This is a genomic window from Streptomyces sp. NPDC047085 (assembly GCF_040643735.1).
GTDB lineage: Bacteria > Actinomycetota > Actinomycetes > Streptomycetales > Streptomycetaceae > Streptomyces.
The window spans coordinates 543,778-558,072 of record NZ_JBEYUW010000004.1; the positions used below are offsets into that span (position 1 = coordinate 543,778).

Genomic DNA, 14,295 nt, shown 5'->3' on the forward strand with positions numbered 1-14,295 from the left:
TGCCCACGGATCGAGGCAGGCCCGTGCCGGCGGATCGAGGCAGGTCCGTGCCGGCGGATCGGGGTCAGGGGCGGTCGGCGAGCAGACGCTCGATGACGACCGCGACCCCGTCCTCGTTGTTGGCGACCGTACGGCCGGAGGCGGCGGCGACGACGGCGGGGTGGGCGTTGCCCATCGCGTACGACCGGCCGGCCCAGGTCAGCATCTCGACGTCGTTGGGCATGTCGCCGAAGGCCACGACCTCCTCGGGCGAGATGCCGCGCTCGGCGCAGCACAGCTCCAGCGTGCTGGCCTTGGAGACGCCGGGGCCGCTGACTTCCAGCAGGGCGCTGGGGCTGGAACGGGTGACGTTGGCGTGCTCGCCGATCGCGAGGCGGGCGAGCGTGAGGAAGGCGTCGGGGTCGAGGTCGGGGTGGTAGGCGAGGATCTTGAGCACGGGCTGGTCGGCGTCCGGGCCGTCCGGCGCGAGGAGGGCCTCGGCGGGCAGGAGGTTGTCCGGTATCTCCATGTGCAGCTTGGGATAGTCCGGCTCCTGGTGGAAGCCGTACGTCTGCTCGACCGCGAACACCGTGCCCGGCGCCGCCTCGCGCAGCAGCCGTACGGTGGTCAGCGCGTTCTCTCTGGCCAGCTCGCGCACCTTCACGAACCGGTGGGAGCCGGGGCCGCCGTGCAGGTCGACCACGGCGGCGCCGTTGCCGCAGATCGCCAGGCCGTGGCCGTGCACGTGGTCGCTGACGACGTTCATCCAGCGGGCCGGGCGGCCGGTGACGAAGAAGACCTCGATGCCCGCCTCCTCGGCGGCGGCCAGCGCGGCGACGGTTCTCGGGGAGACCGACTTGTCGTCGCGCAGCAACGTTCCGTCGAGGTCGGTGGCGATCAGTCGCGGCGGTGGGCCGGTGGTGGTTCCCTGTTCGAGCGAGGTCGAGAGCTTGGGGGCGGCCGGAGTCCCGGGCTGTCTGGTCGCTGAGGTCACCCGGCCATTCTCGCGCATATGCCAGCACGACCGTGCGGGACTCCGCACATATGAGTCGACGGATTCGTCACGGCGGCGAGTCCACGACTCGTCACGCGGCGAGTCAGCGAGCGTCCCGCAGCCCGTCCGCGACCGTCACGGCAGTTGGGCGAGCGCCTCCATGGCGATCCGCTCGAAGACCTTCTCGTCCGCGGCGAAGTCGGAGTCCGGGATGGGCCAGTGGATCACGATCTCGGTGAAGCCCAGCTCCCGGTGGCGGCCCGCGAAGTCCACGAAGGCGTCCAGGGACTCGAGCGGCCTGCCGCGGTCCGGGGTGAACCCGGTGAGCAGCACCTTGTCCAGCTCCGCCACGTCCCGGCCGGCCTCGGCGCACGCCGCGGACAGCTTGCCCAACTGTCCGCGCAGCGCCTCGACGGACTGCTCCGGGGTGCCGTTCTCGTACAGCTTCGGGTCCCCGGTGGTGACCCACGCCTGCCCGTGCCGGGCGGCGAGCCTCAGGCCGCGCGGGCCGGTGGCCGCCACTGCGAAGGGCAGCCGGGGGCGCTGCACACAGCCGGGGATGTTGCGCGCTTCGTGCGCCGAGTAGAACCGGCCCTCGTAGGTCACCGCGTCCTCGGTGAGCAGCCGGTCGAGCAGAGGCACGAACTCGGCGAACCGGTCGGCGCGTTCGCGCGGTGTCCACGGCTCCTGGCCGAGGGCGGTCGCGTCGAAGCCGGTGCCGCCCGCGCCGATGCCGAGGGTGATCCGGCCGCCGGAGATGTCGTCCAGGGAGATCAGCTCCTTGGCGAGGGTCACCGGGTGCCGGAAGTTCGGGGAGGTGACCAGCGTGCCGAGGCGGAGCCGCTCGGTGGCGGCAGCGGCGGCGGTCAGCGTGGGTACGGCGCCGAACCAGGGGCCGTCGCGGAAGCTGCGCCAGGACAGGTGGTCGTAGGTGTACGCGGTGTGGAAACCGAGCTGCTCGGCCCGCACCCAGGCCGAACGGCCGCCTTCGCTCCAGCGGCGGTACGGCAGGATGACGGCGCTCAGTCGCAGACTCATGGGTCCGAGAGTACGGGGCGCCTCGGACAACGGACGAAACGGTCACGGAGCGGGGCCGGACGGCCACGGCGCGAGGCGGAGCGAGGCCCACGGGCAAGGCCACACGGGGCGGGCCAGGGGTCAGTGCGGGCCGGGGAAGCGCAGGTAGCGGGGCGGTACGGCCCGGGTCAGCCAGACGCCGTTCGCGCTGACGTGGAAGACATGGCCGTCGCGGTGCATGGCGCCCGCGTCCACGGTGAGGATGACGGGACGGCCGCGCCGGGCGCCCACCCGGGTCGCGGTCTCGCGGTCCGCCGACAGATGGACGTCGTGCCTGCTCATGGGCCTGAGGCCCTCGGCGCGGATCGTGTCCAGGCTGCGGGCGACGGTGCCGTGGTAGAGGTACGCCGGCGGGGTGGCCGGGGGCAGGCCGAGGTCGACCTCGATGCTGTGGCCCTGGCTGGCGCGGATCCTGGTGCCCTCGATCGCGAACCGCCGCTTGTCGTTGACGGCCACCACGTGGTCGAGCTCCTCGCGCGTGAACCGGAAGCCGTGGGCGGTGGCCGCGGCGATCAGGGTGTCGATCTCGACCCAGCCGGCCTCGTCGAGCGTGAGGCCGATGCGTTCGGGCTGGTGGCGCAGGTGCTTCGAGAGGTACTTCGACACCTTCACGGTGCGCCTGTCGTCCATCTCTCCTTCTTTTCCTTCTGTTCCTTCTTTCACATCACCAGGGTGAGGGAGAGACGCGGATCACGCAGGTTATTTACGATCCGAGGTTTGATCCACAAGCAAGTGCGGTTATCCACGGGGGATTTGGCGATTGTGTGGACAACTGACAGGCGAATTGAGTGTGTTCGCCAACTTTGGTGCTTTGAGAGGCTGGAGAGACAGGACGGTCCAACCCGCCAGCATCCGACGGGAGTTCGAGGCCGGGCGGAGTCTGGCAACCCACACCCGGCCACAACTCCGGTCAGAGCTTGGGTTCCACCCGGGCGATCCCTCGCAACACCCCAGGCATGAAGCGGGACATGAAGTGGGCGCCTCGGGCCTCCGGCGTCACCGGTGCCACCGCCGTGTTGCGGACGATCGCGTCGAGGACGGCGTCGGCGACCTTCTCCGGTGGGTAGTTGCGCAGACCGTACAGGCGGGCGGAGCGCTTCTGGCGACGGCGGGCCTCTTCTTCGTCGACGCCGGTGAAGCGGGCCGTGGAGGTGATGTTGGTGTTGACGAAGCCGGGGCAGACGGCGGTAACTCCGATGTCCTGGGAGGCGAGTTCGGCGCGCAGGCACTCGGAGAGCATCAACACTGCCGCCTTGGACGTGCTGTAGGCGGGCAGCGCGCGGGAGGGCTGATAGGCCGCCGCCGACGCGATGTTGACGATGTGGCCGCCCTGGCCGCGCTCGGCCATGCGCGCACCGAAGAGGCGGCAACCATGGATGACACCCCACAGGTTGACGTCCAGGACCTTGCGCCAGTCGTCGGACGTGGTGGTGAAGAAGGAGCCGGACAGGCCGATGCCCGCGTTGTTGATCAGCACGTCCACCACGCCGTACTCGCGGTGGACCTTTTCGGCGAGCTTCTCCATGGCCTGCTCGTCGGAGACGTCGGCCGTCTCCGCCCAGGCCTCGGACGCGCCGACCAGGCGGGACAGTTCGGCGGTGCGGACGGCGGCCTCCGCGTCGCGGTCGACGGCCACCACGCGCGCGCCGGCCTCCGCGAAGGCGAACGCGGTCGCCCGTCCGATGCCGCTGCCCGCGCCGGTGACGAGCACCAACTGCCCGCCGAAACGGTCGGCATGGCGGCCGGTGGCCTTCACCTCGGTGTGGCCTCCCTCGATGGTGGTCACGAATTCCTCGATCCAGTCGGCCAGTTGGTCGGGGCGCGTGCGCGGGATCCAGTGCTTGGCCGGAAGCGTGCGCCGGGTGAGCCGCGGGACCCACCGCTCCAGGTCGTCGTAGAGCCGCTCCGACAGGAACGCGTCTCCCTGGGGCGTGATGAGCTGCACGGGCGCGTGTGCGTGCGCGTCCGGGCGGGGACGGAGCAGCCGGGCGCGCACGTTGTCCCGGTACAGCCAGGCGCCGTGCGCCGCGTCGGTGGGCAGGGAGGCGGTCGGGTAGTCGCCGGCGGGGACCTTCTCGACCCGCTGGAGGATCTTCGGCCAGCGCCTGCCGAGGGGGCCGCGCCAGGCCAGCTCCGGGAGGGCGGGCGTGTGCAGCAGGTACACGTACCAGGACTTGGCGCCCTGGCCGAGGAGCTGTCCCACTCGGCGGGGCGTGGGGCGCTTCACGCGCGCGTTGATCCAGTGCCCGAAGTGGTCGAGGGACGGGCCGGACATCGAGGTGAAGGAGGCGATACGGCCCTCCGTGCGGCCCACCGTCACGAACTCCCAGGACTGCACCGAGCCCCAGTCGTGCCCGACGAGGTGCACCGGGCGGTCCGGGCTGACCGCGTCGATGACGGCCAGGAAGTCGTCGGTGAGCTTGGCGAGGGTGAAGCCGCCGCGCAGCGGCTGGGGTGCCGTGGAGCGGCCGTGGCCCCGGACGTCGTAGAGGACGACGTGGAAGCGGTCGGCGAGCCGGACGGCGACCTCCGACCAGACCTCCTTGCTGTCCGGGTAGCCGTGCACCAGCACTACCGTCGGCTGTCCGGGATCGCCCAGCTCGGCCACGCACAGCTCGATCCCGCCGGTCCGCACCCAGCGCTCACGCGCGCCCTTCAGCGTCACTTGTCCTCCGCCCAGCGCCGCACGTGCGGCAGATCGTCGTCCAGCCAGAAGGCGCTCTCCTCGGGGTCCCGGGAGTCGGTGACCACCAGGATCTCCTCGAACTTCGCGCCCGTGCCCCGGAAGCCGAGGTGGGGTTCGACCGCCCACAGGCCCGGCTGCGGCGGGTGGTCGGAGAAGCGGTACGGCGACCACAGGGGCGACCAGCCCTCGCGGTGGCCGTGCAGCGCGTCGCTCGCGAGTCCCTTCAGGGACTGCGTGCCGAACCCGAACAGATGCGGCGAGAAGCGCCGCGGCCTGACCCGGTCCACCTTGTGGGCGATCACTCCGAAGGGGTAGGCCCGGTGCCGGTTGGCGTAGCCCTGGCGGACCATGAGCCGGTCCACGTCCTCGTAGATCTCGCGCAGCGGGCGCCGCTCGCGCACCTCGCGCAGGATCAGCTCGCGGTGCGCCTCCAGATCGGCCATCAGCCGGTCCTGCACCGGGTTGAGGCCGAGCGAGCCCGAGTAGCCGATGTCGGCGACACAGCCCTCGTAGACCGGGGCCATGTCCAGGATGAAGGGCATCCCGGGCTCCAGGGCGCGGTCGGTCGGGAAGAACTGCAGCGGGATGCGGAAGTTCACGAATGCCGTGCGGTCGCCGAACCAGGCGAAGGGGAGGTGGAACCAGTCCCGCACCCCGCGCTCGCGCAGCCACTCCCGCTGCATCCGCGCCGCCTCGCGCTCGGTCACGCCCGGCTCCAGGCGGGCCGCGACGGCCTCCGCGCACTCGTAGGCGAGGCGCTGCACCTGCCTGAACCCTCGCAGTTCCACGGAGAGTTCGCTGTTCACTGCCGTCGTCATCCCGCCCCGTCCCGTCGACTGCGGTACGCGTCCGTAACTTGACACTGGTGAATGTCGCAGTTGTTAGAGGCGGCGTCAATAGGCGGGATCAAGGGTCGGGACCAAGGGTCGGGATCAAGGGCCCTGGACAACGCCCGGCGGGGATGGCCCGCAGGGCGTCCCTTAGGGCCCCGCGCAGGAGCCCGTAATACTCGAGACTGACGCGAAGACGGCTCTGAGGTCTGACGACTGGCGTGGTCTTGGTCACTACCGTCGAAGGCGTGACTGTGATCGCGACCGAAAGCCTGAGCAAGCGGTTCCCCCGGGTGACCGCGCTCGACCGGCTGTCCGTGGACATCGGACCCGGTGTGACCGGAATCGTCGGCGCCAACGGCGCCGGCAAGTCCACCCTCATCAAGATCCTGCTGGGTCTGTCCCCCGCCACGGAGGGCCGCGCCGAGGTGCTCGGCCTCGACGTCGCCACCAAGGGCGCCGACATCCGCGAACGCGTGGGCTACATGCCGGAGCACGACTGCCTGCCGCCCGACGTCTCGGCCACCGAGTTCGTCGTCCACATGGCGCGCATGTCCGGCCTGCCGCCCACCGCCGCGCGCGAGCGCACCGCGGACACCCTGCGCCATGTCGGTCTGTACGAGGAGCGCTACCGCCCCATCGGCGGCTACTCGACCGGCATGAAGCAGCGCGTGAAGCTCGCCCAGGCGCTGGTGCACGACCCGAAGCTGGTCTTCCTGGACGAGCCGACCAACGGCCTCGACCCGGTCGGCCGCGACGAGATGCTCGGCCTGATCCGCCGCATCCACACCGACTTCGGCATCTCGGTCCTGGTCACCTCCCATCTGCTGGGCGAACTGGAGCGCACCTGCGACCACGTCGTCGTCATCGACGGCGGCAAGCTGCTGCGCTCCAGCTCCACCACGGACTTCACCCAGACCACGACGACGCTCGCGATCGAGGTCACCGACAGCGACGAGCACCCGGACGGCACCCACGCGGTCCGCGAGGCGCTCCACGCGCGCGGGGTGACCGTCGAGGCCGGCAGCGGCCTGCCGGGCGCCGGCCACATCCTGCTGCTGACCGCGCAGGGCGAGGAGACGTACGACCTGGTGCGCGACGTCGTCGCCGACCTGGGCCTCGGCCTGGTGCGCATGGAGCAGCGCCGGCACCACATCTCGGAGGTCTTCACGAGCGAGGAAGACCGGAGCGAGGAAGAGCAGCGGAAGGAGGCGGTCGGCCATGGCCGTTGAGCAGCCCATGCGGACACCTGTCGCGCCGTCGGGTGACCAGACCCGCATCCACGACATCGGCTACCGCAATTACGACGGCCCCCGCCTCGGCCGCTCCTACGCCACCCGCTCCCTCTACTCGCAGTCCCTGCGCGGCTCCTACGGCCTCGGCCGCTCGGTCAAGTCCAAGGTGCTGCCGATGCTGCTGTTCGTGGTGATGTGCGTGCCGGCCGCCATCATGGTCGCCGTCGCGGTAGCCACGAAGGCGAAGGACCTGCCCGTCGACTACACCCGCTACGCGATCATCATGCAGGCCGTCATCAGCCTGTACGTCGCCTCGCAGGCTCCCCAGTCCGTCTCGCGCGACCTGCGCTTCAAGACCGTGCCGCTGTACTTCTCGCGGCCGATCGAGACCGCCGACTACGTGCGCGCGAAGTACGCGGCGCTGGCCTCCGCGCTGTTCGTCCTCACCGCGGCCCCGCTGCTCGTGCTCTACATCGGCGCGCTGCTGGCCAAGCTCGACTTCGCCGACCAGACCGAGGGATTCGCGCAGGGAGTCGTCTCCGTGGTGCTGCTCTCGCTGCTCTTCGCCGGCATCGGCCTGGTCATCGCCTCGGTCACCCCGCGCCGCGGCTTCGGCATCGCGGCCGTCATCGCCGTCATGACGATCTCCTACGGGGCGGTCTCCACGCTCCAGGCCATCGCCGAGACGCAGAACAGCACGAACGCCATCCCGTGGATCGGCCTCTTCTCGCCCGTCACGCTGATCGACGGAGTCCAGTCCGCGTTCCTCGGCGCGACCTCGTCGTATCCCGGCGGGATCGGTCCCACGAAGGGGGAGGGCGTGGTCTACGTGCTCGTCGTCCTGGGCCTCGTCGCCGCCTGCTACGGCCTCCTCATCCGCCGCTACAAGAAGGTGGGCCTGTGACCACGCTGAGCATCGACCACGTCTCCCGCTGGTTCGGCAACGTGGTCGCCGTCAACGACATCACCATGACCATCGGCCCCGGCGTCACCGGCCTGCTCGGCCCGAACGGCGCCGGAAAGTCCACCCTCATCAACATGATGGGCGGCTTCCTCGCCCCCTCCACCGGCACGGTCACCCTGGACGGGCAGCCGGTGTGGCGCAACGAGGCCATCTACCAGCACATCGGCATCGTCCCCGAGCGCGAGGCGATGTACGACTTCCTCACCGGACGCGAATTCGTCGTCGCCAACGCCGAGTTGCACGGCCTGGGCGCGAAGGCCGCCCAACGGGCCCTCGCCACGGTCGAGATGGAGTACGCGCAGGACCGCAAGATCTCCACGTACTCCAAGGGCATGCGCCAGCGCGTGAAAATGGCGAGCGCCCTGGTGCACGACCCGTCGCTGCTCCTGCTGGACGAGCCCTTCAACGGCATGGACCCGCGCCAGCGCATGCAGCTCATGGAGCTGCTGCGGCGGATGGGCGACGAGGGCCGCACGGTGCTGTTCTCGTCCCACATCCTCGAAGAGGTCGAACAGCTCGCCTGGCACATCGAGGTCGTCGTCGCCGGACGGCATGCGGCCAGCGGTGACTTCCGCAGGATCCGCCGCCTGATGACCGACCGCCCGCACCGCTACCTGGTGCGCTCCAGCGACGACCGCGCTCTCGCGGCCGCGCTGATCGCCGACCCGTCGACGTCCGGCATCGAGGTGGACGTCACCGAGGGCGCGCTGCGCATTCAGGCCGTCGACTTCGGCCGCTTCACCGCCCTGCTGCCCAAGGTCGCCCGCGACCACGGCATCCGGCTGCTCACGGTCTCGCCGTCCGACGAGTCCCTCGAGTCCGTCTTCTCGTACCTGGTCGCGGCGTAGGAGGCCGAAGATGTACGACCCCACAGTCGCCCGGCTCACCTACCGGGCCCTGCTCGGCCGCCGCCGAGCCCTCATCCTGGGCGCCCTGCCCGTCCTGCTGATCGCGATCTCCGTCGTCGTCCGCGGTCTCGCGGGTGCCGACGACCAGACGGCCTCCGACCTGCTGGGCGGGCTCGCGCTCGCCACGATGGTGCCGATCATCGGCGTCATCGCGGGCACGGGCGCGATCGGGCCGGAGATCGACGACGGTTCGGTGGTGTACCTGCTGGCCAAGCCGGTGAAGCGGCCGACGATCATCTTCACCAAGCTGATCGTGGCGATCGCCGTGACGATGGTGTTCTCGGCCCTGCCGACGCTCGTCGCGGGCCTCATCCTCAACGGCAACGGGCAGCAGATCGCCGTCGCCTACACCGTGGCCGCACTGGTCGCCTCGATCGCCTACGCGGCGATGTTCCTGCTGCTCGGCACGGTGTCCCGGCACGCGGTGGTGTTCGGTCTCGTCTACGCACTCGTCTGGGAGGCCCTGTTCGGCTCCCTGGTGTCCGGCGCACGCACCCTCAGCGTCCAGCAGTGGTCGCTCGCCGTCGCCCACAAAGTGGCCGGCGGAGACCTGGTGACCTCGGACGTCGGACTGCCCACGGCGACGGTGCTGCTGGTCGCGGTCACCGTGCTCGCCACCTGGTACGCCGGCCAGAAGCTGCGGTCGCTGACGCTCGCCGGCGAGGAGTGACCGGCCCCGGCCTTGACGGGGGCTTCACCTCGGTCCGGACACACTGGATAAAGCAGACATCTGGCTAGGGGTCGAGGCAGGTCTGGGAGGCCGCAGAGATGGCAGAGGAGACGCCGCAGCACGGTGCCCGCGGGCGGACCGACGGTGATGTCTGGGACGAGCTGGTCCTGGACGAGGCCTTCATGCGGTCCGCCGAGACCTCCGAGCCGTCCGCCCGGGCCCGGATGCTCGCCGCGCGCTGGCGCGCCGAGGAACCGGAGCCGCAGCCATGGCGCTCCGACGAGCCGCCGGCGGGCTGGTTCTTCAGCAAGGCGCGTCGGCGCAGGTGGCGCCGCCGGTAGGGCGGTTGTGGGCGCCGGTTAATTCGGTGGCGCCCAACTCGGCGGCGGGGCAGAGTGGTTGTGCCCCATCCGCCGGGAGTGTCCCGGCGCCGCATTCTGGGAGAGGAGCAGGGCGATGTCGATGCACGGCAGTACGCCCGGCTCCCGACAGGGCAGTCCGAGGCCGGCTCCGGAGTAGCCGTTACCGCTCCGCAGAGCCACGGGAACTGCCCGGGGCGGCCGCTTCGAGCACGCGATGTCGCTCTCGCGTGGGCCGCCCACCCGGAGGATTGGCCGAGTGGTAAGGCACTGGCTTGCTAAGCCAAGGTCGGGGGTGACCCCGCGCACGTTCGATCCGTGCATCCTCCGCGAGACGTTGTCACTGGGACTTGGCCGGGATTCAGGGCTGGGGGTATGCCAGAAGAGGCACCCCGGTATGCGGCTGGCGGTATGCCTTGCGGTCGGCTGTCTGCCCTCGGCGGCGGTGTCGGTTCCGTCGTTCAGACGCCGCGTTCGTCTGCGATTCTGTCCAGTTCTCGCATCGCTTCCGCGTGGGCGCTCATTCGGCGGCTCAGGGTGCCTGTGGTGAACAGGGCCACGCCGGCGGTCGAGGCCGGGATCGAGAGGCCCAGGACGGTGAGGGCCTCGGGCCAGTCGCGTTCGTCGGCACAGTAGTCGCCCTTGTAGAGGCCCTCGTTGGCGGTGCCGCGGTCGGTCAGGAGACGGGGCTCGCAGTGGTCGGGGTACTGGTCGCCGGGGTGCCGGTCGACGTCGTACGGCGTGAGCAGGAGGACGGCGCACCAGATCCACAGCAGGCCCGCGACGGCCAGCAGGGCGATGCCCCAGGCGCGTGTCCGGGAGGCGCGGTCGCGGAAGTCGAGGTCGTACTCGCGTGATCGCATGGCCGCCGAATGTAGCAGTGGCCCTCGGCGAACCCCCGTGCGTCCTCAGGGCAGCTCACGGCAGCTCAGAGCAGCAGGCGTTCCAGGACCAGGGCGATGCCGTCCTCTTCGTTGGAGGCCGTCACCTCGTCGGCGACCGCACGCAGTTCCTCGTGGGCGTTGGCCATGGCGACGCCGTGGGAGGCCCAGGCGAACATCGGGACGTCGTTGGGCATGTCGCCGAAGGCGATCGTGTCGGCTGCCTTGAGTCCCAGGCGGCGGGCCGCGAGGGACAGGCCTGTGGCCTTGGAGAGGCCGAGGGGCAGCAGTTCCACGATGCCCGCGCCCGCCAGGGCGACCGTGACGAAACCGCCGGCCGCCCGGCGGGCGACCTCCACCAGCTCGTCGTCGCTCAGCGTCGGATGCTGGATGTAGATCTTGTTCAGGGGTGCCGACCACAGGTCGGACGCGTCCGTGAAGGGCGTGGCGGGGAGGTGCCCCGTGACCGCGTAACCCGGCCCCACCAGCACCTCGCCGTCCAGGCCGTCCTGGCTCGCCGCCAGGTACAGCGGGCCCGTCTCGGCCTCGATCTTCGCCAGGGCCACGCCCGCCAGCTGCCGGTCCAGGGTCACGGACGTCAGCAGGCGGTGCTGCCCGGCGTCGTACACCTGGGCGCCCTGGCCGCAGACGGCGAGGCCCTCGTAGCCGAGGTCGTCGAGGATGTGCCGGGTCCAGGGGGCCGCGCGGCCGGTGACGACGATGTGCGCGGCGCCCGCCGCGGTGGCCGCGGCGAGCGCCTCACGGGTGCGCTGCGAGACCGACTCGTCGGAGCGCAGGAGCGTTCCGTCGAGGTCGGTGGCGATCAGCTTGTAAGGGAAGCCGGCGGTCACTTGGCGACCGGCTCCAGGACCTCCCGGCCGCCCAGGTACGGGCGCAGCACCTTGGGCACGTACACCGAGCCGTCGGCCTGCTGGTGGTTCTCCAGGATCGCCACGATCGTGCGCGGTACGGCGCACAGCGTGCCGTTGAGCGTGGCCAGCGGCTTGACCTGCTTGCCGTCGCGGACGCGGATCTGCAGCCGGCGGGACTGGAACTCGGTGCAGTCCGAGGTCGAGGTCAGCTCGCGGTACTTGCCCTGGGTCGGGATCCACGCCTCGCAGTCGTACTTACGGGAGGCCGAGGCGCCGAGGTCGGCGGAGGCGACGTCGATGACGCGGAACGGCAGCTCCAGCGAGGTCAGCCACTGCTTCTCCCACTCCAGCAGGCGCTTGTGCTCCTCCTGCGAGTCCTCCGGAGCGACGTAGGAGAACATCTCGACCTTGTCGAACTGGTGCACGCGGAAGATGCCGCGCGTGTCCTTGCCGTGCGAGCCGGCCTCGCGGCGGAAGCACGGGGAGAAGCCCGCGTAGCGCAGCGGCAGCCGGTCGGCGTCGATGATCTCGTCCATGTGGTACGCCGCCAGCGGGACCTCGGAGGTGCCGACCAGGTACAGGTCGTCCTTGTCGAGGTGGTAGACGTCCTGGGCCGCCTGGCCGAGGAAGCCGGTGCCGGCCATGGACTGCGGGCGCACCAGCGCCGGGGTCAGCATCGGCGTGAAGCCGGCCTCGGTGGCCTGCGCGATCGCCGCGTTCACCAGGGCCAGCTCCAGCAGGGCGCCGACGCCGGTGAGGAAGTAGAAGCGGGAGCCGGAGACCTTGGCGCCGCGCTCGACGTCGATCGCGCCGAGGATCTGGCCCAGCTCCAGGTGGTCCTTGGGCTCGAAGCCCTCGGCGCCGAAGTCGCGGATGGTGCCGTGCGTCTCCAACGTGACGAAGTCCTCCTCGCCGCCGACGGGGACGTCGGGGTGGACGAGGTTGCCGAGCCGGAGCAGCAGCTGCTGGGTCTCGGCGTCGGCCGCGTCGCGCTCGGCGTCGGCGGCCTTGACGTCGGCCTTCAGCTGCTCGGCACGCGCCAGCAGCTCGGCCTTCTCGTCGGCGGAGGCCTTGGGGATCAGCTTGCCGAGCTGCTTCTGCTCGGCACGCAGCTCGTCGAAGCGGACGCCGGAGGACCTGCGCCGCTCGTCGGCAGACAGGAGGGAGTCGACGAGCGCGACGTCCTCTCCACGGGCACGCTGGGACGCGCGCACACGGTCGGGGTCCTCACGGAGCAGGCGAAGGTCAATCACGAGGCCAAGGCTACCGTTGCGGGCTCGCAGGCCACGACTCACTATTGCGACTCGCACCGCACGTGGCGTTATGAGGCAATTGCGCAGAGTGTCGGGCAAGGTCAATAAAGACCGTCTCATTACGTGGAACGGGGCAGTCGGCCGGGCCCTGGTTGACCGGATTCCCTTGCGAAGAGCGGCACTTGGCTGCGGGGTTGTCCACAGGAATCCACATCCCGAGAAGAGTTATCCACAGGCTGTGCGGAAAGTCTGTGGATTCCGGAATTGATCACTCCGGAAGTGCTGACCGGACTGAAGAATTCCCGGCTTGAACTGGTACGACACCCACTTTTGGGTGGAATGACGTCGCTCCAAAAGATGAATCTAAGGAAACGAGTGGACGAAGGGTGATGTGCGCCCCGGTGGCCTCTCTTGGAGCCTCTAGGGCGATTTGTCGACTGAGTGGTGCGTTGTTGTCGACTTGTCCCCAGGTCGAGAAGCGGACCTGTGGATAACTTCTGTGGATAACGAAGATATGCAGGTACGACCGGTCAGAACCGGCCGTCCTGGCAGCGCGCCACCCAGTCCGACGCCGCCATGAACTCCCCGTCGGAGGTCCCAGGCCGGGTCGGCGGGGCCTCGTCCGGCTTGATGTCCGCGCGCGGATAGGAGCCGAGGAAACGCACCTGGAGGCAGATTCGCTTCAGCCCCATCAGCGCCTCGGCCACCCGCCGGTCCGAGATATGCCCCTCGGCGTCGATGCAGAAGCAGTAGTTGCCGATGCCCGCGCCGGTCGGCCGGGACTGCAGCAGCATGAGGTTGATGCCACGGGTGGCGAATTCGCCGAGCAGATCGCGCAGGCCACCGGGGTGGTCGTCGCGCTGCCACAGCACCACCGAGGTCTTGTCGGCACCGGTCGGCGCGGCGGGCCGGGCCGGCCGGCCGACCAGCACGAACCGAGTCTGCGCGTTCTCCGCGTCGTGGATCCCGGTCTCCAGGGCCCGCAGCCCGTACCGGGCGGCGGCGAACTCGCCCGCGAAGGCGGCGTCGTACTGACCCTCTTGGACCAGCCGCGCGGCGTCCGCGTTCGAGGCGGCCGACTCCCAGTGGGCGTCCGGGAGGTTCTTCCTGAGCCAGTTGCGGACCTGCGGCTGGGCGGCCGGATGCGCGGAGACCGTCTTGATGTCGGACAGCTCGGTGCCCGGCCGGACCAGCAGCGCGAAGGTGATCGACAGCAGCACCTCGCGGTAGATCATCAGCGGTTCGCCCGCGACCAGTTCGTCCAGGGTGGTGGTGATGCCGCCCTCGACGGAGTTCTCGATCGGCACGAACGCGGCCTCGGCCTCGCCGGCCCGCACCGCGTCCAGCGCGGACTGCACCGACACGTACGGGATCAGCTCCCGGGTGGCAGCCTCCGGAAGCGTGCGCAGGGCGACTTCGGTGAAGGTGCCTTCGGGACCGAGATACGCATAGCTCGCTGGCATGTCCTCACCCTAATGGCCACCGGCGAAGGCGGCGCCCGCGTCTCATGGACGCCACCCGACCGGGTGGTTTCAAACCCGGATCGCCACTCAGACGGCCCTCCGGACGATCCGGATACGCCCCCGC

At 70.2% G+C, this 14,295-nt stretch carries 14 protein-coding genes and 1 tRNA gene; 6 read left to right on the forward strand and 9 right to left on the reverse strand.

The features are described from left to right. Positions 1 to 64: 64 nt before the first annotated feature. From ABZ865_RS17955 to ABZ865_RS17975, 5 genes are all read right to left on the reverse strand, one after another. Complete coding sequence (locus ABZ865_RS17955) at positions 65 to 991, reverse strand: Cof-type HAD-IIB family hydrolase (RefSeq protein WP_361230948.1); 927 nt, start codon at positions 989 to 991, stop codon at positions 65 to 67. Between the two features lie 117 nt (positions 992 to 1,108). After that, positions 1,109 to 2,011 (reverse strand): LLM class flavin-dependent oxidoreductase, encoded by a 903-nt coding sequence (locus tag ABZ865_RS17960; protein WP_361230950.1) that lies wholly within the window; start codon positions 2,009 to 2,011, stop codon positions 1,109 to 1,111. 120 nt (positions 2,012 to 2,131) lie between these two features. Continuing rightward, the gene (locus ABZ865_RS17965) at positions 2,132 to 2,680 is read right to left on the reverse strand and encodes an RNA 2'-phosphotransferase (RefSeq protein ID WP_361230952.1); all 549 of its coding nucleotides are present in this window, start codon (positions 2,678 to 2,680) and stop codon (positions 2,132 to 2,134) included. Positions 2,681 to 2,960: 280 nt separating this feature from the next. After that, positions 2,961 to 4,715, reverse strand: coding sequence for an SDR family oxidoreductase (locus ABZ865_RS17970; protein ID WP_361230954.1), 1,755 nt, complete (start codon positions 4,713 to 4,715; stop codon positions 2,961 to 2,963). Next, on the reverse strand, positions 4,712 to 5,554 hold the full coding sequence (locus ABZ865_RS17975) for a M24 family metallopeptidase (protein WP_361230956.1): 843 nt from the start codon (positions 5,552 to 5,554) through the stop codon (positions 4,712 to 4,714). The genes ABZ865_RS17970 and ABZ865_RS17975 overlap by 4 nt, the downstream gene beginning before the upstream one ends. Before the next feature lie 266 nt (positions 5,555 to 5,820). Here ABZ865_RS17975 and ABZ865_RS17980 point away from each other — a divergent pair, with 266 nt between their 5' ends. From ABZ865_RS17980 to ABZ865_RS18005, 6 genes are all read left to right on the forward strand, one after another. Next, positions 5,821 to 6,798, forward strand: coding sequence for an ABC transporter ATP-binding protein (locus ABZ865_RS17980; RefSeq protein ID WP_361231211.1), 978 nt, complete (start codon positions 5,821 to 5,823; stop codon positions 6,796 to 6,798). Continuing rightward, positions 6,788 to 7,705 carry an ABC transporter permease gene (locus ABZ865_RS17985; protein WP_361230958.1) on the forward strand — a complete coding sequence of 306 codons (918 nt, stop codon included), beginning with the start codon at positions 6,788 to 6,790 and terminating at the stop codon, positions 7,703 to 7,705. Before ABZ865_RS17980 ends, ABZ865_RS17985 begins: the two co-directional genes overlap by 11 nt. Next, positions 7,702 to 8,613, forward strand: a complete 912-nt coding sequence (locus ABZ865_RS17990) for an ABC transporter ATP-binding protein (protein WP_361230960.1) — start codon at positions 7,702 to 7,704, stop codon at positions 8,611 to 8,613. The genes ABZ865_RS17985 and ABZ865_RS17990 overlap by 4 nt, the downstream gene beginning before the upstream one ends. Positions 8,614 to 8,623: 10 nt before the next feature. Beyond that, positions 8,624 to 9,343, forward strand: a complete 720-nt coding sequence (locus ABZ865_RS17995) for an ABC transporter permease (protein ID WP_361230962.1) — start codon at positions 8,624 to 8,626, stop codon at positions 9,341 to 9,343. A gap of 98 nt (positions 9,344 to 9,441) precedes the next feature. Then, positions 9,442 to 9,684 carry a hypothetical protein gene (locus ABZ865_RS18000; RefSeq protein ID WP_361230965.1) on the forward strand — a complete coding sequence of 81 codons (243 nt, stop codon included), beginning with the start codon at positions 9,442 to 9,444 and terminating at the stop codon, positions 9,682 to 9,684. A 263-nt stretch (positions 9,685 to 9,947) separates the two neighbouring features. Then, positions 9,948 to 10,032, forward strand: a tRNA-Ser gene (locus ABZ865_RS18005). 131 nt (positions 10,033 to 10,163) lie between these two features. On the opposite strand, the gene ABZ865_RS18010 is transcribed toward ABZ865_RS18005, so the two are convergent. The 4 genes from ABZ865_RS18010 to pheA form a co-directional block, all read right to left on the reverse strand. After that, a complete protein-coding gene (locus ABZ865_RS18010) occupies positions 10,164 to 10,565 on the reverse strand; it encodes a hypothetical protein (RefSeq protein ID WP_361230967.1) in 402 nt (133 codons plus the stop codon). A 65-nt stretch (positions 10,566 to 10,630) separates the two neighbouring features. After that, positions 10,631 to 11,434, reverse strand: coding sequence for an HAD family hydrolase (locus tag ABZ865_RS18015; protein WP_361230969.1), 804 nt, complete (start codon positions 11,432 to 11,434; stop codon positions 10,631 to 10,633). Continuing rightward, positions 11,431 to 12,708, reverse strand: coding sequence for a serine--tRNA ligase (gene serS, locus ABZ865_RS18020; protein ID WP_361230971.1), 1,278 nt, complete (start codon positions 12,706 to 12,708; stop codon positions 11,431 to 11,433). The genes ABZ865_RS18015 and serS overlap by 4 nt, the downstream gene beginning before the upstream one ends. Before the next feature lie 530 nt (positions 12,709 to 13,238). Beyond that, positions 13,239 to 14,171, reverse strand: coding sequence for a prephenate dehydratase (pheA, locus tag ABZ865_RS18025; RefSeq protein WP_361230973.1), 933 nt, complete (start codon positions 14,169 to 14,171; stop codon positions 13,239 to 13,241). Between the last annotated feature and the right edge of the window lie 124 nt (positions 14,172 to 14,295).

What these genes read in the sequence shown, in the direction of transcription:
- ABZ865_RS18000 (WP_361230965.1), top strand. Translation starts at nt 9,442, where the DNA reads ATGGCAGAGGAGACGCCGCAGCACGGTGCCCGCGGGCGGACCGACGGT.
- ABZ865_RS18010 (WP_361230967.1), bottom strand. Translation starts at nt 10,565, where the DNA reads ATGCGATCACGCGAGTACGACCTCGACTTCCGCGACCGCGCCTCCCGG.
- ABZ865_RS17995 (WP_361230962.1), top strand. Translation starts at nt 8,624, where the DNA reads ATGTACGACCCCACAGTCGCCCGGCTCACCTACCGGGCCCTGCTCGGC.
- ABZ865_RS17960 (WP_361230950.1), bottom strand. Translation starts at nt 2,011, where the DNA reads ATGAGTCTGCGACTGAGCGCCGTCATCCTGCCGTACCGCCGCTGGAGC.
- ABZ865_RS17965 (WP_361230952.1), bottom strand. Translation starts at nt 2,680, where the DNA reads ATGGACGACAGGCGCACCGTGAAGGTGTCGAAGTACCTCTCGAAGCAC.
- pheA (WP_361230973.1), bottom strand. Translation starts at nt 14,171, where the DNA reads ATGCCAGCGAGCTATGCGTATCTCGGTCCCGAAGGCACCTTCACCGAA.
- ABZ865_RS17955 (WP_361230948.1), bottom strand. Translation starts at nt 991, where the DNA reads ATGCGCGAGAATGGCCGGGTGACCTCAGCGACCAGACAGCCCGGGACT.
- ABZ865_RS17975 (WP_361230956.1), bottom strand. Translation starts at nt 5,554, where the DNA reads ATGACGACGGCAGTGAACAGCGAACTCTCCGTGGAACTGCGAGGGTTC.
- ABZ865_RS17985 (WP_361230958.1), top strand. Translation starts at nt 6,788, where the DNA reads ATGGCCGTTGAGCAGCCCATGCGGACACCTGTCGCGCCGTCGGGTGAC.